This is a genomic window from Streptomyces griseus subsp. griseus, from assembly GCF_000720255.1.
GTDB classification, from domain to species: domain Bacteria; phylum Actinomycetota; class Actinomycetes; order Streptomycetales; family Streptomycetaceae; genus Streptomyces; species Streptomyces griseus_I.
In genome coordinates this window covers 14,832-36,511 of record NZ_JOJE01000028.1, presented here as the reverse complement: position 1 = coordinate 36,511, position 21,680 = coordinate 14,832, and the positions used below count along the sequence as shown (strand labels likewise).

The following is a 21,680-nucleotide window of genomic DNA, read 5'->3' as shown; positions in this document are numbered from 1 at the left end:
GGGCGCGACCAGCCATGAACAACCCGCGGCCAGCGGACAACCAGGAACACAACGGCGCGCCAGAAGGGCCTAGCCCTTGACCGCCCCCGTCAGCATCCCCTTCTTGAAGTGCCTCTGGACGAAGGGCGACAGCACGGCAACCGGCAACAGGGCCATCACCATGACCGCCATCTGCACCGCCAACCCCGACAGCTGCCCCGTCTTGATGGCCTGGCCCAGGCCGACCGGCGCTTCCTGCTTCTGCACGAGCTGGATCATGACGTTCTGCAACGGCATCATGTCCTGGTCGTTCAGGTAGAGCGACGCGTTGAACCAGGCGCTCCAGTACCCGACGGCGTAGAAGAGCGTGATCACCGCGAGGACGGCTCGTGACAGCGGCATGACGATCTGCCGGAGGATGCGGAAGTCTCCGGCACCGTCGATGCGTGCGCTGTCGATGAGTTCCTGCGAGATCCCCATGAAGAAGCCGCGCAGCACCAGGATGTTGAAGACGCTGATGGCGCTCGGCAGGATCAGCGCGAGATAGCTGTCCATCAGGCCGAGGGACTGCACGAGCAGGTACGTGGGGATGAGGCCGGCGCTGAAGAACATGGTCGCCAGCAGCGTCATCAGGATCCAGCGGTGGCCGAGGGTTCCGCTGCGGGAGAGGCCGTAGGCGCACAGCACGGACACCGCCATGGAGAACAGCGTGCCGACCAGGGTGACGAGGATGCTGACGATCGCGGCGCGGGTGACCTGGCCGCCGCTGAGCAGCTCCCGGTACGCGATGAAGGTGATGCCCTTGGGCACCAGCACCAGACCGCCCGCCTCGTCGATGGTCTTCCGCGAGGAGAGGCTGGTGACGATCACGATCCACAGCGGGAAGAGGATCGCCAGGCAGGCGAACGACAGGGCGATGCCCTTGCCCGCGAGGCCGGCCTTGGAAGGCTCCTCCTCCCACGAGGGGCGGGGCGGGGCGGCCCACGGGCGCGGCTTGTTCGCGGGTTTCTCGATGACGGCGGTCACTTCTTGTACACCCCCTGCTCGCCCATGAGATGGGCCACCTTGTTCGCGGCGAGGACCAGGCCGATGCTGACCACGCCCTTGATGAGACCGGCGGCGGCCGCGTAGCTGAAGTCCTGGTTGCGCACGCCGTTCCACCACACGAAGGTGTCGAGGACCTCTCCCGCACCCGGTCCGACGGCGTCGCGTTGCAGCAGGATCTGTTCGAACCCGACGGTCAGGGCGTCGCCGACGCGCAGCACGAGCAGGAGCGCTATGACCGGCCGCAGGGCGGGCAGCGTGACGTGCCACATGCGGCGCCAGCGTCCGGCGCCGTCCATCGCGGCGGCCTCGTACTGGTCCGGGCTGACCGACGCCAGCGCGGCGAGGAAGACGATGATCCCCCACCCGGCGTCCTTCCACACGCTCTCCGCGGTGAGCAGGAAGGGGAAGGTGCCCGGGTTGGTCATGATGTCGATGCCGTCGTACCCGTTCTCCCGCAGCAGCTGGGAGAGCATCCCGGCGCCGCCGAACATCTGCTGGAAGACGGCGATGACCAGCACCCACGAGAAGAAGTGCGGTAGGTAGAGCACCGCCTGCGCGACGGCCCGCACGCGGGGCCGGACCACACTGTTGATGAGCAGCGCGAGCAGGATAGGGATCGGGAAGAACAGCACGAGCTGGACGAAGAACAGCACCAGCGTGTTCTCGACGGCGTTCCAGAAGTCCGAGTCCTCGAAGATCCGCTGGAAGTTCTCCATGCCCACGAAGGGGCTGTGCAGCATGGAGATGATGCCGTTGTCGCTGATGTAGGGGTCGTAGTCCTGGAAGGCGACGACGTTGCCGAGGATGGGCAGGTAGTTGAAGACCAGCACCAGCAGGACGGTCGGCAGCGTCATGAGGACCAGGACGCGATCGCGGCGGAACCTGTGCCGGAGGCTCAGGTTGCCCGCAGGTGGCTTCTCGCGGGCACCGGTGGTGTCTCCGGACGCCGCAGGTGTCTTCTCGGGCGTTCCGGCCTCGGCGCTGGTCCGAGGCACCGTGCTGTGGGACACGGCAGTTCTCCTTGCCTCAGAGCCCGGTCAGCTCGCCGCCGAGCCGTTCTCGTCGAGAAGCTTCTGGTACCAGTCGCGCAGCTTGTCGCCGCCCTTGCTCTTCCAGTCGGCGACGGCCTGCTGCATGTCGCCGATCTTCTTGCGGCCGCGGACGACGTCGTCCTCGAGCTGCTCGAAGTTGTTGGAGAGGTTGGTGTACCGGGCGGGCTCGGTGATCTGCATGCCCCAGAAGGAGGACTTCTTGGCGAAGGCGCCCATCCGCTGCTCCCACTCGACCTGGCCCCTGGCCACCTCGGGGAAGTCGGGGTGCGCGAGGGTCGCGGCGGGGCTCGCCACCATGACGTAGGCGTTCATCACCTCGTTGTTGCCCTTGTCGGTCTTGACGGGGACGCCGTCCTTGACGGTGTAGTGGGTCCCTTCGATGCCGTAGTTGGTCATCATGTACTCCTTGGTGCCGTACGGCGCCGCGGTGACGTTGGCGACGGCCAGCACGTCGCGGATGACCGACTCGGAGGCCTTCTTGCTGACGAAGGCGAAGATGCCGGCGGGCTGCTCGGCCCACAGGACGGGGTCGCCGCCGTCGTGGCCCCAGACGTCCATGCCCCAGATCTTGAAGTCCGGGTTCTGAGTGGCCTGTTCAGCGGTGCGGCCCCACCACTGGGAGATGTTGTTGGGGTAGATCAGGAACTCGCCCGCCGCGAACTTGGGGCCCGGGTCGGGGGCGTTCTTGCCCATCCTGGAGTCCGGGTGGACGACGCCGGCGGCGAAGAGCTTGCGGGACCACTCCAGCGCCTCCAGGAACTCCTCGGTCTCGACGCGGTTGACCAGCTTGCCGTCGACGAGGTTCCAGCCGAGCGGCTTCTCGCTGCCCGAGAGCACACCGAAGGCCTGGAAGGCGGTCCACTTCATGTCCAGGCAGGCCCACCGCTTGGCCCTGGCGTTGGTGATCTCCTTGGCCAGAGTCATGAACTCGTCGCAGGACTTCGGGACTTCGTACCCCTCCTTCTCGAAGATGTCCTGCCGGTACAGGGGCACCATGGAGGGGGCGGACGGCGCCGGCATCGGCAGGCCGCGCAGCTTGCCGCCGAAGATGGAGCGCCGCCAGGCGTCGGTCGGGATCGCCGCGAGGTTCGGGTACTCCTTGACCTTGTCCCCGGACAGGTAGGGGCCCAGGTCGGCGAACTTGCTGATGATGGCGCTCGGTATCTTGCCGCCCATGTTCCACCCGGGGACGACGACCACGTCCGGGACGTCGCTGGAGGCGAGGACCGCGCCGAGCTTCTGGTCGTAGGTGTTGCCGTCCTGGTTCTGCCAGACGACGTCGACGCCGATCAGGTCGTTCATCGCCTTGTAGTAGGCGTTGTTCTGCTTCGGCGGCGAACCCCAGAACGGCGCCATGACGGTGACCTTGCCGCCCTTGCCGAGCTTCTCCGAGACCGAGGTCTTCAGGGTGGAGAGGTCCAGCTTGCCGGTGAAGCCGATGGCCGAGCCGTTCTTGGCGGGGATGTCCGGCTTCACCACGTTGGTCGCCACATACGCCGGCAGAATCTTCTTCGCGTCCTTGCCCGACGTGGTGCCGTCCCGCGACCCACCCTCCGACCCGCCGCACGCGGCGAGCAGTGGCATCCCGCCCGCCACCGCTGCGGTGGCGACCGCCGTGGAGGCGAGGAAGCTTCTCCGGCTCGGTCCGGAAGAGGCGGCGTTCGGCGTCATTGCGTCAACCCTTCGTGGCGCACCAGGACACCCGGCGGAGGAGCCGTCGGCTGCGGTGTCTTGAGTGGAACTGGCTGAGCTGAAGCGACCCTCCGACGCGTGCAACCGGGACTTCCCGTAGTCGAAGCGCTTCGATGTTGCTGTGAGGTTAAGTGAACACCCCAGGGTGCACAAGGGTCGTCAAACGAATTTCTGGGAGGCACGGGAAGGGACCGGTCCTCATACAGCGCATGCACCGCTTGAAGTGTCGGCGCCGGTCTCTTGACACCCGACCCGTCGTCGAATCAGCATCGAAGCGCTTCGAAAGCGCCTCGCCGATCCATCGCAAGGGGATCCCCACGTGACCGCACACACGCCACCCACCGCACCGTTCCGCGATCCGCAGCTGCCGTTCGCGAAGCGCGTCGACGACCTGCTGGGGCGGCTCACCCTCGATGAGAAGATCTCCTTCCTCCATCAGTTCGCCCCCGCCGTCGAACGGCTCGGCGTCGCCGCGTTCCGCACCGGCCAGGAGGCGCTGCACGGCGTCGCGTGGATGGGCCCCGCGACGGTGTTCCCGCAGGCCGTCGGTCTCGGCGCGACCTGGAACACCGATCTCGTACGGCGGATCGGCGAGGCGGTGTCGAAGGAGACCCGCGCCATGCGCGCCCGCGACGACCGCGTCGGCCTCAACGTCTGGTCCCCCACGGTGAACCTGCTGCGCCACCCGCTGTGGGGCCGCAACGAGGAGGGCTACTCCGAGGACCCGAGGCTGACCTCGGCCATCGCCACCGCCTACACCCACGGTCTGCGCGGCGACCATCCGACCTACTGGCGCACGGCCCCCGTCCTCAAGCACTGGCTGGCCCACAACAACGAGACGGACCGGGCCACGTCGTCGAGCTCGGTGCGCCCGCGCGTGCTGCACGAGTACGACCTGCGGGCCTTCCGCGAGACGGTCGAGGCGGGCGCGGTCGCCGGGGTGATGCCGGCGTACAACCTGGTCAACGGCCGCCCGAACCACGTCTCGCCCTACCTGGACGAGCACCTGCGCGCCTGGACCGATGAGGATCTGCTGGTCTGCTCGGACGCCGGCGCGCCCACCAACCTGGTCGACGCCGAGCACTACTTCGACACCCACGAAAAGGCGACCGCCGCCTCCCTCAAGGCGGGCGTCGACAGTTTCACCGACCACGGCACGGACGGCTCGCAGATCGTCGCGCGCGTCCGCGGCGCCTACGACGGCAAGCTCCTCACCGAGGCCGACATCGACCTCGCGGTCCGCCGTCAGCTCTCGGTCCGCTTCCGCCTCGGCGAGTTCGACCCGCTCTACGACCCGCACGCCGGCACCGGGGAGTTCGACACCCCGGCCCACCGGGCGCTCGCCCAGGAGGCGGCCGAGCAGGCCATCGTGCTGCTCAAGAACGACGGCCTCCTGCCGCTCGCCCCGAAGACCCGGATCGCCGTGGTGGGGCTGCTTGCCGACGAGTGCAAGCTCGACTGGTACAGCGGCACCCTCATCCACCGCTCCACCCCGCTGGAGGGCCTCTACGAGCGGTTCGGCGCCGACCGCGTCGAGTTCGCGGAGGGCGTGGACCGGGTGCTGCTGAGGACCGGCGAGGGCGCGTTCCTCAAGGTGCCGGAAGCGGCGGGCGCCGTCGACACGGCCCGCGGCGCCGAAGGCGCCCTGGACCCGGCCCTGCTGGCCGGCCGCACCGATCTGCCCCCGCTGACCACCGACGCCACCGGCACCGAACTCGCGCTCGTCGACTGGGGAGAGGGCGTTCTCACGCTGCGCGCGCCGGACGGCCGCTACCTCTCGGTCGCCGACGACGGTTACGTCCGCGCCGCCGCGGACCAGCCGGGCGGCTGGATCGTCCAGGAGACGTTCCGCCTGGAACCCCACGACAACGGTCACCTCCTCCGGCACGTCGGCACGGGTCGTCATGTCTGTGTCGCCCCCGACGGCGTCAAGGTTGCCGAGGAGAATCCGCAGGTCTTCGAGCTCATCGTCACCGAAAGCGGCGAGAGCGCAGTGACCCGGGTCACGGCCCAGGCCGACGTGGCCGTGGTCGTGGCGGGCAACGACCCGCACATCAACGGACGCGAGACCGAGGACCGTACGACCCTGCGGCTGCCCGCCCACCAGGAGCGGCTGCTGCGCGCCGCCCGCGCCGCGAACCCCAACACGGTGCTGGCGCTGGTGTCCGCCTATCCCTACGCGGTGGAGACGGGTCCGCTGCCGGCGGTGCTGTGGACCGCGCACGGCGGTCAGGCGGGCGGCACCGCGCTGGCCCGGGTCCTGGCCGGTGACGTCTCCCCCGCGGGCCGCCTCCCCCAGACCTGGTACGCCGACGACTCCGACCTGCCCGCCCTGCTCGACTACGACGTGATCGGCGCCCGGCAGACGTACCTCTACTTCGAGGGCACCCCGCTCTTCCCCTTCGGGCACGGCCTGTCGTACGCGTCGTTCGCCTACGGGGACCTGTCGGCGCGGGTCGACGACGGGGCGGTGCACGTCTCCTTCACGGTCACCAACACCGGTGAGGTGACCGCCGACGAGGTGGCCCAGCTCTACACACGCGCCGTCGACCCGTCGGTGGTGCGCCCGCGCCGGGAGCTGGCCGCCCACCGCCGCATCACCCTCGCCCCGGGCGCCGCGGAGGAGCTGTCCTTCGAACTCCCCCTGTCCGCCTTCGGGTTCTGGGACGTCGCCCAGGGCCGGTGGCGGGTGGAGCCAGGCCCGTACGAGCTACTGGCCGGCGCCTCCAGCGAGGACGTGCGCCTGCGTACGACCGTGCTGCTGGACGGCGATCCCGGCGCACCCCGTCCGGTACTGGAACGCGGCCTGTTCGCGGCCGACTTCGACGAGCAGAGCGGCACGGAGATCGTCGACCGCGCGAAGGTGTCCGGCGACGCGGTGACGCCGGTGGCGGGCGGCTCCGGTGAACTGGTCTACCGTGCCTGCGACTTCGGCTCCGGCGCGACGGGCGTGACGGTAGAGGTGTCGGGCGAGGGCACGGTCGAGGTGTGCCTCGACGGGGGCCGGCCACTGGCCACACTGTCCCCGGAGGCGCCCACCTCCGGGCCGTACGACTACGTCTGGCGGGGCGGCCCGTTCACCGCCCGGGGCGTGCACGACGTCCACCTCAGACTGCGCGGCCCCCTGCGGCTCGCGCGTGTCGGCTTCTCCGGTTGAGGGTCCGGACCAGTCCGACACACGAAGGGGCCCGGCACCGGAAGGCATCGGTGCCGGGCCCCTTTCGGGGAGCCTATATGAAAATGGTTCCCATGAGCTAGAGGGCGGTCAGAGGGCCAGCCCCGTCAGCACCAGCACGCGCTCGTAGGTGTAGTCGTCCATCGCGAACTTCACGCCCTCGCGGCCCACGCCGGACTGCTTGGCGCCGCCGTACGGCATCTGGTCGGCGCGGTAGGACGGGACGTCACCGATGACGACACCGCCGACCTCCAGGGCGCGGTGGGCGCGGAAGGCGGCCTGGAGGTCGTGGGTGAACACGCCTGCCTGGAGGCCGTACTTGGAGTCGTTGACGGCGGCGAACGCCTCCGCCTCGCCAGCCACCTTCCGCACGGTGAGGACGGGGCCGAAGACCTCCTCGCAGGAGATCGTGGTCGTCGCCGGTACGTCGGTGAGGACGGTCGGCGCGTAGGAGGCACCGTCGCGCTTGCCGCCGGTGAGGAGGGACGCGCCCGCGGTGACGGCCTCGTCCACCCAGGACTCGACGCGCTTGGCCGCGTCCTCGCTGACCAGCGGGCCGACGTCGGTCTTGTCGTCGGCCGGGTCACCGGTGACCTGGGCCTCGACGGCGGCGACGATGCGCGGCAGCAGGCGGTCGTACACCGACGCATCCGCGATCACGCGCTGCACCGAGATGCAGGACTGGCCGCCCTGGTAGTTGGAGAAGGTGGCGATGCGGGTGGCCGCCCAGTCGAGGTCGGCGTCGCTCGCCCAGTCGCCGAGGACGACGGCCGCGCCGTTGCCGCCCAGCTCCAGGGTGCAGTGCTTGCGGGGCGCCGAGTCCATGATCGCGTAGCCGACCTTCTCGGATCCCGTGAACGAGATGACCGGAAGCCGCTCGTCCTGGACCAGGGCGGGCATGCGGTCGTTGGAGACCGGCAGGATGCTCCAGGAGCCGGCCGGGAGGTCGGTCTCGGCGAGGAGGTCGCCGATGATCAGTCCGGACAGCGGGGTGGCGGGCGCGGGCTTGAGGATGATCGGCGCACCCGCGGCGATCGCCGGGGCGATCTTGTGGGCGCACAGGTTGAGCGGGAAGTTGAAGGGCGCGATGCCGAGGACGACGCCCTTCGGGAAACGCCGGGTGAGGGCGAGACGGCCCTGACCGCCGGCGTCGGTGTCCAGCCGCTGGGCCTCGCCGCCGTTGAACCGGCGGGCCTCCTCCGCGGCGAACCGGAACACGGAGACGGCCCGGCCGACCTCTCCTCGGGCCCACTTGATCGGCTTGCCGTTCTCGGCGGAGATCAGCCGGGCGATCTCCTCGGTGCGCTCGACGAGGCGGCGGCTCACGTGGTCGAGGGCGGCGGCGCGGACGTGGGCCGGCGTGGCGGCGAAGTCATCGCGGACGGCGTGGGCGGCGGCGACGGCCTTCTCGACCTGGGCGTCGCTCGGCACGCTCACCTGGGCGACGAGACGGCCGTCCCAGGGGGAGGTCACGTCGAAGGTGTCCTCGCCGGTGACCTGGCGGCCGGCGAGCCAGAAGGCGGTGGTGGAAGTCATCGTGGGGTTCCGGCCCTTCCGTCGGGGGTGCGGTGTTGCTTCGTCCACGGTAGGGGTGAGGCGGAGCCGGGTCGTTTGTCCGGGGTGGAGTGGTGGGGGCGTGGAGTGCGCCGAATTGGCGCGGCGGGTATCGGCACCGAGCGCCTACTCCGTCGACGTCGCCTTCAGCGCCAGCCACAACTCCATCCGTACGTCCGCCTCGTCCAGCGACCGCCCCAGGATCTCCTCCACCCTCCGCATCCGGTACCGCAACGTGTGCCGGTGCACACCGAGATCCGCCGCCGCCGCGTCCCACTGCCCGTGCCGGGACAGCCACGCCCGCAGTGAGGCGACCAGATCGCCCCGCCCCGTCGCGTCGTGCGCGTACAGCGGCCGCAACAACCCGTCCGCGAACGCCTTCACCGCGTCATCGGCGAGCAACGGCAGCACGGACCCCGCCGCCAACTGCTCGTGCTCCACCAGCACCCGCCCCCGTCGCCGGGCCACCGACAGCGCCTGCTCGGCCTGCTTGTAGGCCGCCGCCGCGGCGATCGGACCGGACGGCGCGGAGAGTCCCACGACGAGTTCGTCCTCCTCACCGCCCCCGGCCGGTTCCCGCGCCCCGGCCCCGGAGGCCCGCGCGGCCTCCAGTGCCGCCGCGTACTCGCCGCAGGCCGTCACGGCGGCGCCCCCGTCCGCGGCCAGCATCACCAGCCGCTCCCCGTCCGGTACGACCAGCACCGCCTCCCCGGCGCGGGCGGCCGCCGCCTCGACGATCTCGCCGAGCCCGCCCAGCGGATCTCCCCCGGCGTCGGCGGCGGCCAGCGCGGCGGCCGACGGCTTGGCGGTGGCCGGTACGTGGGCGGGCCGCCGCCCGTCCGCGTGGGCGCGGGCGGCCGACGCGGACGCCGATTCGGCGACGATCACCCGGAACGGCGCGTCCAGCAGACCGCCGTAGAGGCTCCCGGCCACCGCGCGGGCGTGGTCCGGTTCGCCCGCGAGCAGCATGCGCAGCACCGCAGCGCCGACCCGCTGTTCGGCCTCCTGCAGTGAGCGGGACCGTTCCGTGGTGAGGGTCAGCAGGGCGATGGCCGAGTGGACGGCGTACCGCTCGGCGGTGCCGGGGGCGGTCGCCGTACCGACGGCGAGAGCGGCGCGGGGACGGCGTCCGGTGCCGAGCGAGTGCAGTTCGACGCGGTCGTCGTTGTCCGGTCCGTCGACCACCGACGAGGCCGGTGCGGGCCGGTCCCGGAGTCGTTCGACGTCCGCGGTGAGCCGTGCGGCCCGCCGCCCCGCCCATTCGGGTGCGGCCGCGACGACGGCGCCCGAGGCGTCGTAGAGCGCGGCCCAGCCGTCGACCTGGCCGGCGAGTGCGGCGAGCAGTCCCTCGGGGCCGGCGGCGAGGGCTTGCCTCGTCAGTTCGCGCTGGGCCGCGAAGCCCGCCGTCACGGACCGGTACTGTTCGGCCGCGATCGCCGCCGACACGGCCTTGCTGATCGCCAGGAAGGGCGTGCGGCGCGGCACCTCGAGGAGGGGCAGGCCCGCTTCCCGCGAGGCTTCGACGAGCGCCTTCGGGATCTCCTCGTAATTGACCCCGACGGCGAAGCCGAGTCCGACGACACCTGCCGCGACCAGGCGCTTCACATAGCGCCGCATCGCCTCGGGGTCCTCCGCGTCCAGCGTGAGCGCGGTGATCAGCAGCAGCTCCCCGCCCTCCATGTAGGGCACGGGGTCGGCGAGCTCGCTGACGTGCGCCCAGCGGACGGGCACGTCGAGGCGGTCCTCGCCCGCGCGCACGGTCAGCTTGAGCGCGGAGTGGTGGACGAGCGAGGCGAGCGTGGGAGGCATCGGGCCTTCAGATCGGTGACATATCGATGGGAACTCTGTGACCTTTTGGCCGACACGTATGAACGACCTGTGTCGATTCTGCCTCACCGTACGGTCGCCTGGTGACCCCATGGACCGGCCTCATGGCCGGAACATGCCCCTACGCGGCACCGATCAGCCGCGCAGATCCAACAGCAGCGGCGGCGCGTGCTCGCCCTGGACGGTCGTGAGGGACAGCACGGCGTGGCCCGGCGGCACCTGGTGGGCCAGTTCGGACGCCGACCAGCGTTCCCGCTCGACCTGGCGCACGGTGACCGCGTCGGTGGTGACGGCCTTGCCGGTGACGAGTTTGCGCAGGGCGTGGATGGCGCGGGTCATCGGCTGGTCCGCGAACACGGTGTGCTTGGCCACGTCCCGCGTCTCCACCCACTCGGTACCCCAGGCCTGGGCGAACCGGCCGCCGTCCCACGTCGTCACGCCGGAGAAGGCCATCCGGCAGCCGACGGCCCCGTACAGCGGGCCGTGCAGGGCCTCGGGGACGTCGGCGATGCTGCGCAGGGCGAGGACGACGCCCGCGTTCTGCGAACGCATCCGCTGGATGCGGCGCACCGAGTCCGTGGTGACCGCGCCGGCGGCGTCGTCGAGGAGCAGACAGGCGAAGTGGGGGCGCCGCCCGTCCCGTACGACGGCGGCGAACTGGGCGAGGACGAGCCGGGTGATCAGCCGGGCGGCCTCCTCGTGGCCCTGCTGGGGCAGGTCGACGCGGACCCGCAGCGGGTGGTGGGCCATCGCGCGCAGGGAGAACAGCCGGGGCCCTTCCTGCCCCTTGTCTCCTTGACTCACGTTCCCGCCGAAGAAGCCCTCGAAGGCGGGCCGGTTCAGCAGGGCGAGCCGGTCGGCGAGCGCCCGGCCCGGGTCGCCGGGGCCGCCCGCCTGCCGGATGCGGGCGTCGAGTTCGCGGCGCAGCACGGTGTGCTCGTCCCCCGCCAGGGCCTCCCGCAGCGCGGACAGCGCGGCCCGTTCGCCCTCCAGGAGTTCACGCAGCACCGGCAGGGCCGGGAAGCGGCCGTGGACGGCGTGGTACGGGGCGAGCACCTGGGCGAGGGCGGTGGCGGCGCCCTGGCCGGTGACGGTGTCGAGGTCGCCCACGAGCCCCTCGGCGAGGAGGGCGGCGGCCTCGTCGGGGTCCTCGCTGTCCGCGTAGGGGTCGAGGTCGTGGACGGAGGCGCGGTCTCCGAGGCGCACGATCACGTCGAACGCGGAGTCGGAGGCGAGCGGGGTGCCGCCCGCGCAGACCGCGACGACGGCGCACTGTCCGGTCAGTGCCTGGAGGGTCAGCGCCTCGGTCAGCGGCTCGATCAGGTTGCGGGTCTTGCCGGAGCCGGACGGTCCGACCGCGAGGAGCGAGGTGCCGAGCGCCTCGGGGCCGAGCGCCGCGCCCGCCTCGTGATAGGCGCGCGGGGTGCGCTCGGCGGGCACCCAGCGTCCGATGCGGACCTGGCCGGCGAGCAGGTCGTGCCGGGCGGTGCGGTGCGGCAGGTCGCGGGCGCCGGACGGGTGGGCCCAGGCCGCGCCGCCCTGCCGGAGCACGGTGTCGCGGAAGGCGGCGAGGTTCGCGCCGCGCCGGGCCGTGGTCCAGGCGTGCTCCACCCGGGCGCAGTCCACGTCGTTCATCCGGCCGCCCGCCACCTCGGCGGTGAGCAGCTCCGCCGCCTCGTGCTGGCCGGCCTCCCGCAGCTCGGGCCACTGGGAGCGGGGCAGGTCGGGGGCGGGCGGCGCGGTGGGGTCCCGGTGGGCGCGCCGTGCGGCGAGCAGCGCCTTCGCGTACCCCCACCAGCCGCCGATCCGGGCGAACGGCCACACCACGAGCAGGGTGAGGAGGGCGTAGAGCAGGTCGGTGTACAGCTGCGACTGGAACAGCTCGTAGCCGCCGCTGATCAGGACGACGAGGGAGAAGACCGGGTCGACGACCGGCAGGGCGTCCCAGCCGACGCCGGGGAAGGCGTTCGGGAAGACCAGGCTGAGCGTGACGAGTGCGGCCAGGGCGGCGAGCAGTGCCCGTGCGGGCTGCGGCCGGCGTCCGATGAAGTGGCGCAGGACGTCGGGCCAGCTGCCCAGGCGGCCGGCGGCGTAGACGAGCACGGCGAAGAAGACGCCGTCGTAGACCACGCGGGCCTCGGCCCCGTCCATGCCCTTGGGCGAGACGGTGCCGGCCCACCACCAGTCGTCCGGGGTGAACAGCTTCAGCAGCACCCATTGATAGGGCATGCCGCCCTCGCGCCACACGGACCACAGCAGCAGGGCCACGGCCAGCGGGATCAGCAGGCCGACGATCGTGACCGGGGCGAGCCGCTCCGCGGTCTGCGCGGCCTTGGGCAGCCGGTATCCGTAGCGCCAGATGCCGGGCCGGGCGGTGGGCCGGGGCGTGTCGAGCCACTCGGTGACCGGCGAGGGGAGGTGCCCGCCCCGCGTGTGCTGCCCGCCCTGCTCCACCACGTGCGGCGCGCGGTCCGGCCGCGGCGGCACCGCGGGCGGGTTCGGCGGCACTGCCGGGCGCGGCACAGGATTCGCATGCGTACCCCGCGCGTCCTGCGTCCCGTCGCTCTCCATCGGGCTGCCCCCTGACCTGCCGTTCCGTCCACCGTCAGCGAGTCAATCTAACGTGGTCCCCTGGGGAGTTCACCGCTTACGCGGCCGATGCGGCGGGTAAGCGCCCCGGCGGCGCCATGTCCACCGAGGACAACCCCGTGCGCCGACAACGCCCACATGGAGCATGCCCCGGCCCCTTCCCCGGTCTTAGCCTGCGGGAAAAGAAGGCAAGCATCCGCAAATCCCCCTCCGCGAACACCCAGGAGCCCCCCCATGACCGCACTTCCGCAGGAGCGCCGCGTCGTCACCGCCATCCCCGGCCCCAAGTCGCAGGAGTTGCAGGCCCGCCGCGTGGCCGCGGTCGCCCAGGGCGTGGGCTCGGTGCTGCCCGTGTTCACCGCGCGCGCGGGCGGCGGAATCATCGAGGACGTCGACGGCAACCGCCTCATCGACTTCGGCTCCGGCATCGCGGTCACCAGCGTCGGCGCCTCCGCCGAGGCCGTCGTACGCCGTGCCTCCGCCCAGCTCGCCGACTTCACCCACACCTGTTTCATGGTCACGCCGTACGAGGGTTACGTGGAGGTCGCCGAGGCCCTCGCCGAGCTGACCCCGGGCGACCACGCCAAGAAGTCCGCGCTGTTCAACAGCGGTGCCGAGGCCGTCGAGAACGCGGTCAAGATCGCCCGCTCGTACACCGGGCGCCAGGCGGTCGTCGTGTTCGACCACGGCTACCACGGCCGTACGAACCTCACCATGGCGCTGACGGCGAAGAACATGCCGTACAAGCACGGCTTCGGCCCGTTCGCTCCCGAGGTGTACCGCATGCCGCTGGCGTACGGCTACCGCTGGCCGACCGGCCCGGAGAACGCGGGCCCGGAGGCCGCCGCGCAGGCCATCGACCAGATCACCAAGCAGGTGGGTCCGGACAACGTGGCCGCGATCATCATCGAGCCGGTGCTCGGCGAGGGCGGCTTCATCGAGCCGGCCAAGGGCTTCCTGCCGGCGATCAGCCAGTTCGCGAAGGACAACGGCATCGTCTTCGTGGCCGACGAGATCCAGTCCGGCTTCTGCCGCACCGGCCAGTGGTTCGCCTGCGAGGACGAGGGCATCGTCCCGGACCTGATCACCACGGCGAAGGGCATCGCGGGCGGTCTGCCGCTCGCCGCCGTCACCGGTCGCGCCGAGATCATGGACGCCGCGCACGCGGGCGGCCTCGGCGGCACCTACGGCGGCAACCCGGTCGCCTGCGCCGGTGCGCTCGGCTCGATCGAGACCATGAAGGAGCTCGACCTCAACGCCAGGGCGAAGAACATCGAGGCGGTCATGAAGGCCCGCCTGACCGCCATGGCCGAGAAGTTCGACGTGATCGGCGACGTGCGCGGCCGGGGCGCGATGATCGCCATCGAGCTGGTCAAGGACCGTACGACGAAGGAGCCGAACCCGGAGGCGACCGCCGCCCTCGCCAAGGCCTGCCACCAGGAGGGCCTGTTGGTCCTGACCTGTGGCACCTACGGCAACGTGCTGCGTTTCCTGCCCCCGCTGGTGATCGGCGAGGACCTGCTGAACGAGGGTCTCGACATCATCGAGCAGGCCTTCGCGCGCATCTGATCGGGGGGCTCTGCGGAGTGAGCGGCAGAGCGTGTGAAGAAGGTGTGCGAGGTGGATGTCGGGAGGCCTGTGCGTCTGTCCTGGGGCCATTCGCTGCCGTAGGTTCTACCGAGATGAGAGATACACCCGCTCACAGGGGACTGTGGGCGAACCCCAGGCCGGGGCCTCCCCAGCTTCGACCTGGTCGTGCCCTCGCGCACACAACCGGGACCTGACGGCTCCGGATCTCCTCACCGATCGGACAGTCGCCCGCCCCAAACCCCCCGGGGCGAGCGACAATCCGGTCCGGACGGCCACCCCGGAACCACCCCCCCCTGTTCCGGGGTGGCCGACCTCCTTCCCTTCCGCACCTGACAGGCTGGGGCGCATGCCCCTCGCCGTCCTGCTGCTCGGCCCGCCGGCCCTCCTCTTCGCCCTGATCACCTGGCAGATCCTCACGGACGGCCCCCTGGTGCGCACCGATGAGCACATCAGCCACGCGCTACTCCACCCGGACCGCCTCTCCGAACTGCTCTCCGACCTCGGCGGTGTCCAGATCGCCGTCCCGGTCCTGGCGGTCGCGATCGGGTACGTCGCCTGGCGAGGGCGCTCCACGGGCACTCACCGCTGGTGGCTGCCGCCCGTCGCCGCGACCGTCCTGATGGCCCTGGTCCCGGCGCTGATCGTGCCCCTGAAGGAGTGGACCGCCCGGCACGGCACGTCGGTCGTGCCGCCGGGCATCGGCTACTACCCCTCGGGCCACACGGCCACGGCCGCCGTCGCGTACGGCTCCGCCACCCTGCTCCTGCTCCCCTGGCTGCGCTCACCCCTCGTGCGCCGCGCGCTCGTCGTCACCTGCGGGGCCTTGGTACTGGGCGTGTCGTTCGGTCTGGTGCGCCGGGGCTACCACTGGCCCCTGGACGTCGTGGGGAGTTGGTGCCTGTGCGCGGTGCTGCTCGGCGCCCTGTGGCTGGTGCTGACGGCCCGTGCGCGCTCCCGGCGCCTCACTCCCTCTCCTTCGGCTCCCTCTGCCCCCTCTGCTCCTTCGGCCTCCGCTCCCTCCTGACCAGATCCGCCGCCGCCTCGTGCATGGCCAGTTCGAGGAGGGCCGGGTCGGTGAGGGTGCCGGAGCCGTCCGGCAGGACCAGCCAGCGCACCCCGCCGTTCGACCGTCCCGGGTACGGCACCACGATCCAGGTGCCGGTCCCGGCCGTACGGATGCCCGTGCCGAGCCAGCGGGCCGCCGTACCCGCGGGCACGAAGAAGCCCATGCGCGCGTCGCCGAAGTCGACCAGCACCGGTCCGGGTCGGTCGAGGATGCGGGTGAGTACGTCGAGGGCCGGATAGCCGAGCTCGGCGGGCAGGATGAGCACGTCCCAGGCCCGGCCCGCGGGCAGCAGCGCGACCCCGTTCGGGCTGCGCTCCCACTCCCAGCGGCAGGCCTCGGGATCCGGTGCGACGGCCGCGAGCCAGTCGACCGCCGTCTTCGCCCCTGTCATGGCGGGGACCTCCCTGAATCTTCCGTGGTTGTCGTGACGCCGAAGGCGTTACGGAGGAAGAGAGAGGTCCCCGTCGGGCATTACGCGGGTTTGCCCGACTCGATCAAGTGACCTGGGTCACATTCAGCTGTCGAAGCCGAGTCCCAGCCGGTCCATGGTCCGCAGCCACAGGTTGCGCCGGCCGCCGTGGGCGTCCGCGCGGGCGAGCGACCACTTGGTGAGCGCGATCCCGGTCCAGGCGAACGGCTCGGGCGGGAACGGCAGCGGCTTCCTGCGCACCATCTCCAGCTCGGTGCGCTCCGTGCGCTCCCCCGCCAGCAGGTCGAGCATCACCTCGGCACCGAACCGGGTCGCGCCCACGCCGAGGCCCGTGTAACCGGCCGCGTAGGCGACCTTCCCCTGGTGGGCGGTGCCGAAGAACGCGGAGAAGCGCGAGCAGGTGTCGATCGCGCCGCCCCAGGCGTGGGTGAAGCGGACGCCCTCCAGCTGCGGGAAGCAGGTGAAGAAGTGGCCGGCGAGCTTGGCGTAGGTCTCCGGGCGGTCGTCGTACTCGGCGCGCACCCGGCCGCCGTAGGGGTAGATCGCGTCGTACCCGCCCCACAGGACGCGGTTGTCGGCGGACAGGCGGAAGTAGTGGAACTGGTTGGCCGAGTCGCCCAGCCCCTGGCGGTTCTTCCAGCCGATCGACGCCAGTTGCCCGGCGCTCAGCGGCTCGGTCATCAGCGCGTAGTCGTAGACCGGGACGGTGTACGACCGGACGCGTCTGACCAGATTGGGGAAGATGTTGGTGCCGAGGGCGACCTGGCGCGCGCGGACCGAGCCGTACGGGGTGCGGACGGCCATGCCGGCGCCGTACGGCTTCAGGTCGAGGGCGGGCGTGTGCTCGTGGACCCGGACGCCGAGCCGCACGCAGGCCCGTTTCAGGCCCCAGGCCAGCTTGGCGGGGTGGATCATGGCCACGCCCCGCCGGTCCCACAGGCCCGCCTCGAAGGTCGGTGAGTCGACCTGTTCGCGGACCGCGTCGGCGTCCAGGAACTCCACCCCCTCGGCGAGGCCCCGGCGCTCCATCTCCTCGTACCAGTCGCGCAGTTCCCACGCCTGGTACGTCTCGGTCGCGACGTCGATCTCGCCGGTGCGTTCGAAGTCGCAGTCGATGCCGTGGCGGGCGACCGCCTGCTCGATCTCGTCGAGGTTGCGGGCGCCCAGCTCCTGGAGCCGGTGGATCTCGTCGGGCCAGCGGGCGAGGCCGTTGGGCAGGCCGTGGGTGAGGGAGGCGGCGCAGAAGCCGCCGTTGCGGCCGGAGGCGGCCCAGCCCACCTCGCGGCCTTCCAGCAGAACGACATCCCGTCCCGGGTCGCGCTCCTTGGCGATGAGCGCGGTCCACAGCCCGCTGTAACCACCGCCGACGACCAGCAGGTCGCAGGTCTCGGCGCCGGTGAGGGCGGGCTCGGGGTGGGGCTTGCCGGGATCTTCGAGCCAGTACGGGACCGGCCGTGCTTCGGAGAGTGCTCTGGTCCAGCGATTCATGGCGCTCGGGGCCATGATGTCAACTCCCTACGATGTCTTTCTGCTGCGGCGACTGCCGACGACCATGGAGGTCAGGACGAACAGCACGGCGAGCAGGAACATGGCCGTGCCGATGACGTTGATCTGCACGGGCGTTCCGCGTTGTGCCGAACCCCAGACGAACATGGGGAAGGTGACGGTCGAGCCCGCGTTGAAATTGGTGATGATGAAATCGTCGAAGGAGAGCGCGAAGGCGAGCAGCGCGCCCGCGGCGATTCCGGGGGCCGCGATGGGCAGGGTGACCCGCAGGAACGTCTGCACCGGTCCGGCGTAGAGGTCCTGGGCCGCCTGCTCCAGGCGCGGGTCCATCGACATCACGCGCGCCTTGACCGCGGTGACGACGAAGCTGAGGCAGAACATGATGTGCGCGATGAGGATCGTCCAGAACCCAAGCTGAGCACCCAGGTTGAGGAACAGGGTGAGCAGCGAGGCGGCCATGACGACCTCGGGCATCGCCATCGGCAGGAAGATCAGCGAGTTGACGGCGCCCCGCGCGCGGAAGCGGTAGCGGACCAGCGCGAAGGCGATCAGTGTGCCGAGGAGGGTGGCGCCGAGCGTCGCCCAGAACGCGATCTGCAGGCTGATCGAGAGTGAGCCGCACAGGTCGGCGACCCCGCACGGGTCCTTCCAGGCGTCCGTGGAGAACTGCTGCCATTCGTAGTTGAAGCGCCCCTTCGGCTTGTTGAAGGAGAACACCGTGACGACGACGTTCGGCAGCAGGAGATACGCGAGCGTGAGCAGTCCCGCGATGACGACGAGATGTCGCTTGAGCCAGTTGACGAAGGGCATTTAAACCAGATCCTCCGTCCCGGACCCGCGGATGTAGAAGGTGACCATGAGAAGGATCGCGGCCATGAGAATGAAGGACAGGGCCGCGGCCGTCGGATAGTCCAGGATCCGCAGGAACTGCGTCTGGATGACGTTTCCGATCATGCGGGTGTCCGTGGAGCCGAGGAGTTCGGCGTTCACGTAGTCGCCGGCCGCCGGGATGAAGGTGAGCAGCGTGCCGGAGACCACGCCCGGCATCGACAGCGGGAAGGTGACCTTGCGGAACGTCGTGACCGGCCGCGCGTACAGGTCGCCCGCCGCCTCGTGCAGCCGCCCGTCGATCCGCTCCAGCGAGGTGTACAGCGGCAGGATCATGAACGGCAGGAAGTTGTACGTCAGTCCGCACACCACCGCGAGGGGCGTGGCGAGAACGCGGTCGCCGGCCGTCCAGCCGAGCCAGTTGGTCACGTCCAGGACGTGCAGCGTGTTGAGCGCGCCGACCACCGGGCCGCCGTCCGCGAGGATCGTCTTCCAGGCGAGGGTGCGGATCAGGAAGCTGGTGAAGAACGGCGCGATCACCAGGATCATGATCAGGTTGCGCCAGCGTCCCGCGCGGAAGGCGATCAGGTACGCGAGCGGGTAGCCCAGCACCAGGCACAGGACCGTCGCCGCGGCCGCGTAGGCGACCGACCGCAGGAACTGCGGCCAGTACTCGCTCAGCGCGTCCCAGTAGGTCGCGAAGTGCCAGGTGACCTTGTAGCCCTCCTCCAGGGAGCCCGTCTGCACGGACGTGGAGGCCTGGTAGATCATCGGCAGCGCGAAGAAGACCAGCAGCCACAGGATGCCGGGCAGCAGCAGCCAGTACGGCGTCCAGCGGCCCCTGCGTCTTTGGGGTTTCGGCTCGGATGCCGCCGGTGCGAGGGGCGGTGGCGCCTCGGTGAGTGTGGTCATCAGGCCGCCTCCTCCACTCCGGCCTCCGCGTCCTGGCTCGCGTCCAGGCCGAAGGTGTGCGCGGGGTTCCAGTGCAGGACGACCTCGGCGCCGGGCACGAGCCGCGGATCGCGGTCGATGTTCTGCGCGTAGACCTCGAAGTCGGAGCAGACGGGGCTGTCGACCACGTACTGCGTGGAGACGCCGATGAAACTGGAGTCTGCGATCTTCCCGGTGATGCGGTTGCGGCCCTCGGGTATCTCGCCGGCGTCGTCGGCGTGGGTGAGGGAGATCTTCTCCGGGCGGACACCGACCAGCACCCTGCCTCCGGTGGGGGCGGGCGCGCCGCACCGTGCCTCGGACAGGACGAGCTTGCCGCCGCCCGCCTTGAGCACGATCTCGTCGCCGCTCTTCGAGTCGATCTCGGCCTCGATGAAGTTGGACGTGCCGAGGAAGTTGGCGACGAACGTGGTCCGCGGGTTCTCGTACAGGTCGGTGGGCGAGCCGAGTTGTTCGACGCGGCCCGCGTTCATCACCGCGATCGTGTCGGCCATCGTCATGGCCTCCTCCTGGTCGTGGGTGACGTGCACGAAGGTGATGCCGACCTCGGTCTGGATGCGCTTGAGCTCCAGCTGCATCTGGCGGCGCAGCTTCAGGTCGAGGGCACCGAGTGGCTCGTCGAGCAGGAGCACCTTGGGGTGGTTGATCAGCGCGCGGGCCACGGCGACACGCTGCTGCTGGCCGCCGGAGAGCTGGTGCGGCTTCTTGCGGGCCTGTTCGCCGAGCTGGACGAGCTCCAGCATGTCCTCGACCTGCTTCTTCACGCTTCTGATGCCGCGCCGGCGCAGGCCGAAGGCGACGTTCTCGAAGATGTCGAGGTGCGGGAAGAGGGCGTAGGACTGGAAGACCGTGTTCACCGGCCGCTTGTAGGGCGGGAGCGCGGTGACGTCCTGTTCGCCGAGGTGCACGGTGCCGGAGGAAGGTTCCTCCAGACCGGCGATCATGCGCAGGGTGGTGGTCTTGCCGCAGCCGGAGGCGCCGAGCAGGGCGAAGAAGGAGCCCTGCGGGACGGTCAGGTCGAGCGGGTGCACGGCGGTGAAGGAGCCGTAGGTCTTGCTGATGCCGGTGAGGCGGACGTCGCCGCCGCTGCTGGTCGTCTTCATCGTCGTCACGCCCCAGTGAGCTTCGCGAACTTCGCCTCGTAGGCCGTCTCTTCCTTCGCGCTCAGGGAGCGGAAGGCGTGGGACTTCGCCTGCATGGCCTTGTCGGGGATGATCAGCGGATTGTTCGCCGCATCCGCGTCGATCTTCGCAAGCTCGTCCTTCACGCCGTCGACGGGACAGACGTAGTTGATGTAGGCGGCGAGCTCGGCGGCCGGCTTCGGCTCGTAGTAGTAGTCGATGAGCCGTTCGGCGTTCGTCTTGTGGCGGGCCCTGTTGGGGATCAGCAGGTTGTCGCTGGAGGTCAGGTAGCCGCTGTCGGGGATGACGAAGTCGACGTCGGGGCTGTCCGCCTTGAGCTGCACCACGTCCCCGGCCCAGGCGATACAGGCCGCCAGGTCGCCCTTGGCGAGGTCGGAGGTGTAGTCGTTGCCGGTGAAGCGACGTATCTGGCCCTTGTCGACGCCCTTCTGGAGGCGGGCGATCGCGGCGTCGTAGTCGTCGTCGGTGAACTTCTCCGGGGCCTTGCCCAGGTCGAGCAGGGTCATCCCGATCGTGTCGCGCATCTCGGTGAGGAAGCCGACGCGGCCCTTGAGCCTGGGGTTGTCCAGCAGGTCGGAGACCGACTTCACCTCGACACCGTCGAGGGCCTTCTTGTTGAACGCGATGACCGTCGAGATGCCCTGCCAGGGGTACGAGTAGGCGCGGCCCGGGTCCCAGTCGGGGCTGCGGAACTGCTGGGAGAGGTTGGCGAAGGCGTGCGGCAGCAGGGACGCGTCCAGTTTCTGGACCCAGCCGAGGCGGATCAGCCGGGCGGCCAGCCAGTCGGTGAGGACGATGATGTCGCGGCCGGTGTCCTGGCCCGCGGCGAGCTGCGGCTTGATCTTGCCGAAGAACTCGCTGTTGTCGTTGATGTCCTCGGTGTATTTGACCTTGATGCCGGTGCGCTCGGTGAAGGCGTCCAGCGTGGGGTGGTGCTTGCCGCTGTCGTCGACGTCCATGTACTCGGTCCAATTGGAGAAGTTGATCGTCTTCTCCTTCGCCGAGTGGTCCTCGGCGGACGTGCCGCCCGCGGTCTTGGCGGCCGCGGGGATCCCGCAGGCGCTCAGCGTCCCGAGTCCGCCGAGGGCCAACGCTCCGCCCGTGGAGGCGCGCAGCAGCGAACGGCGGGTCATGGCGGCCCGGCCGCCCCGGAGACTGCGCCGCGTCGCGGCCACTTGGGCCGGGGACAGGCGGTCGGGCTCGTACTGCTCCATGCGCGTGGTTGCCCTTTCGAGGGGTGCGGCCGTGGTCG

At 70.6% G+C, this 21,680-nt stretch carries 15 protein-coding genes; 3 read left to right on the top strand and 12 right to left on the bottom strand.

What is annotated here, in order from left to right:
* Nucleotides 1-69: 69 nt before the first annotated feature.
* From IG99_RS30225 to IG99_RS30215, 3 genes are read right to left on the bottom strand one after another with little or no spacing between them, the layout of a single operon-like run.
* Entirely contained in the window at nucleotides 70-1,005 is a 936-nt protein-coding gene (locus IG99_RS30225) for a carbohydrate ABC transporter permease (RefSeq protein ID WP_037679428.1), read from the bottom strand.
* Entirely contained in the window at nucleotides 1,002-2,036 is a 1,035-nt protein-coding gene (locus IG99_RS30220) for an ABC transporter permease (protein ID WP_037679426.1), read from the bottom strand. Before IG99_RS30220 ends, IG99_RS30225 begins: the two co-directional genes overlap by 4 nt.
* A gap of 27 nt (nucleotides 2,037-2,063) precedes the next feature.
* Nucleotides 2,064-3,749: an extracellular solute-binding protein gene (locus IG99_RS30215; RefSeq protein ID WP_037679423.1), complete on the bottom strand. Its 1,686-nt coding sequence runs from the start codon at nucleotides 3,747-3,749 to the stop codon at nucleotides 2,064-2,066.
* 340 nt (nucleotides 3,750-4,089) lie between these two features.
* On the opposite strand from IG99_RS30215, the gene IG99_RS30210 reads away from it, so the two are divergent.
* Nucleotides 4,090-6,927 carry a glycoside hydrolase family 3 C-terminal domain-containing protein gene (locus IG99_RS30210; RefSeq protein ID WP_037679421.1) on the top strand — a complete coding sequence of 946 codons (2,838 nt, stop codon included), beginning with the start codon at nucleotides 4,090-4,092 and terminating at the stop codon, nucleotides 6,925-6,927.
* Between the two features lie 108 nt (nucleotides 6,928-7,035).
* On the opposite strand, the gene IG99_RS30205 is transcribed toward IG99_RS30210, so the two are convergent.
* From IG99_RS30205 to IG99_RS30195, 3 genes are all read right to left on the bottom strand, one after another.
* Nucleotides 7,036-8,481 (bottom strand): aldehyde dehydrogenase family protein, encoded by a 1,446-nt coding sequence (locus IG99_RS30205; protein ID WP_037679418.1) that lies wholly within the window; start codon nucleotides 8,479-8,481, stop codon nucleotides 7,036-7,038.
* Between the two features lie 144 nt (nucleotides 8,482-8,625).
* Nucleotides 8,626-10,308, bottom strand: a complete 1,683-nt coding sequence (locus IG99_RS30200; RefSeq protein ID WP_037679415.1) for a PucR family transcriptional regulator — start codon at nucleotides 10,306-10,308, stop codon at nucleotides 8,626-8,628.
* A gap of 153 nt (nucleotides 10,309-10,461) precedes the next feature.
* Nucleotides 10,462-12,897 (bottom strand): type IV secretory system conjugative DNA transfer family protein, encoded by a 2,436-nt coding sequence (locus IG99_RS30195; RefSeq protein ID WP_037679413.1) that lies wholly within the window; start codon nucleotides 12,895-12,897, stop codon nucleotides 10,462-10,464.
* 252 nt (nucleotides 12,898-13,149) lie between these two features.
* Here IG99_RS30195 and gabT point away from each other — a divergent pair, with 252 nt between their 5' ends.
* Both gabT and IG99_RS30185 read left to right on the top strand, forming a co-directional pair.
* Nucleotides 13,150-14,484, top strand: a complete 1,335-nt coding sequence (gabT, locus tag IG99_RS30190; RefSeq protein WP_037679410.1) for a 4-aminobutyrate--2-oxoglutarate transaminase — start codon at nucleotides 13,150-13,152, stop codon at nucleotides 14,482-14,484.
* 367 nt (nucleotides 14,485-14,851) lie between these two features.
* Complete coding sequence (locus IG99_RS30185; protein ID WP_037679565.1) at nucleotides 14,852-15,529, top strand: phosphatase PAP2 family protein; 678 nt, start codon at nucleotides 14,852-14,854, stop codon at nucleotides 15,527-15,529.
* Here IG99_RS30185 and IG99_RS30180 read toward each other — a convergent pair.
* The 6 genes from IG99_RS30180 to IG99_RS30155 form a co-directional block, all read right to left on the bottom strand.
* Entirely contained in the window at nucleotides 15,468-15,962 is a 495-nt protein-coding gene (locus IG99_RS30180; RefSeq protein WP_051866071.1) for a bifunctional DNA primase/polymerase, read from the bottom strand. The two genes, IG99_RS30185 and IG99_RS30180, sit on opposite strands and share 62 nt — an antisense overlap.
* A gap of 123 nt (nucleotides 15,963-16,085) precedes the next feature.
* Entirely contained in the window at nucleotides 16,086-17,504 is a 1,419-nt protein-coding gene (locus tag IG99_RS30175; protein ID WP_037679407.1) for an NAD(P)/FAD-dependent oxidoreductase, read from the bottom strand.
* Nucleotides 17,505-17,516: 12 nt separating this feature from the next.
* The gene (locus IG99_RS30170) at nucleotides 17,517-18,317 is read right to left on the bottom strand and encodes an ABC transporter permease (RefSeq protein WP_037679404.1); all 801 of its coding nucleotides are present in this window, start codon (nucleotides 18,315-18,317) and stop codon (nucleotides 17,517-17,519) included.
* Nucleotides 18,318-19,247 (bottom strand): ABC transporter permease, encoded by a 930-nt coding sequence (locus IG99_RS30165; RefSeq protein WP_037679401.1) that lies wholly within the window; start codon nucleotides 19,245-19,247, stop codon nucleotides 18,318-18,320.
* Nucleotides 19,247-20,389, bottom strand: a complete 1,143-nt coding sequence (locus IG99_RS30160) for an ABC transporter ATP-binding protein (RefSeq protein WP_199815639.1) — start codon at nucleotides 20,387-20,389, stop codon at nucleotides 19,247-19,249. Before IG99_RS30160 ends, IG99_RS30165 begins: the two co-directional genes overlap by 1 nt.
* Nucleotides 20,390-20,394: 5 nt before the next feature.
* Complete coding sequence (locus tag IG99_RS30155; protein WP_037679397.1) at nucleotides 20,395-21,642, bottom strand: polyamine ABC transporter substrate-binding protein; 1,248 nt, start codon at nucleotides 21,640-21,642, stop codon at nucleotides 20,395-20,397.
* Between the last annotated feature and the right edge of the window lie 38 nt (nucleotides 21,643-21,680).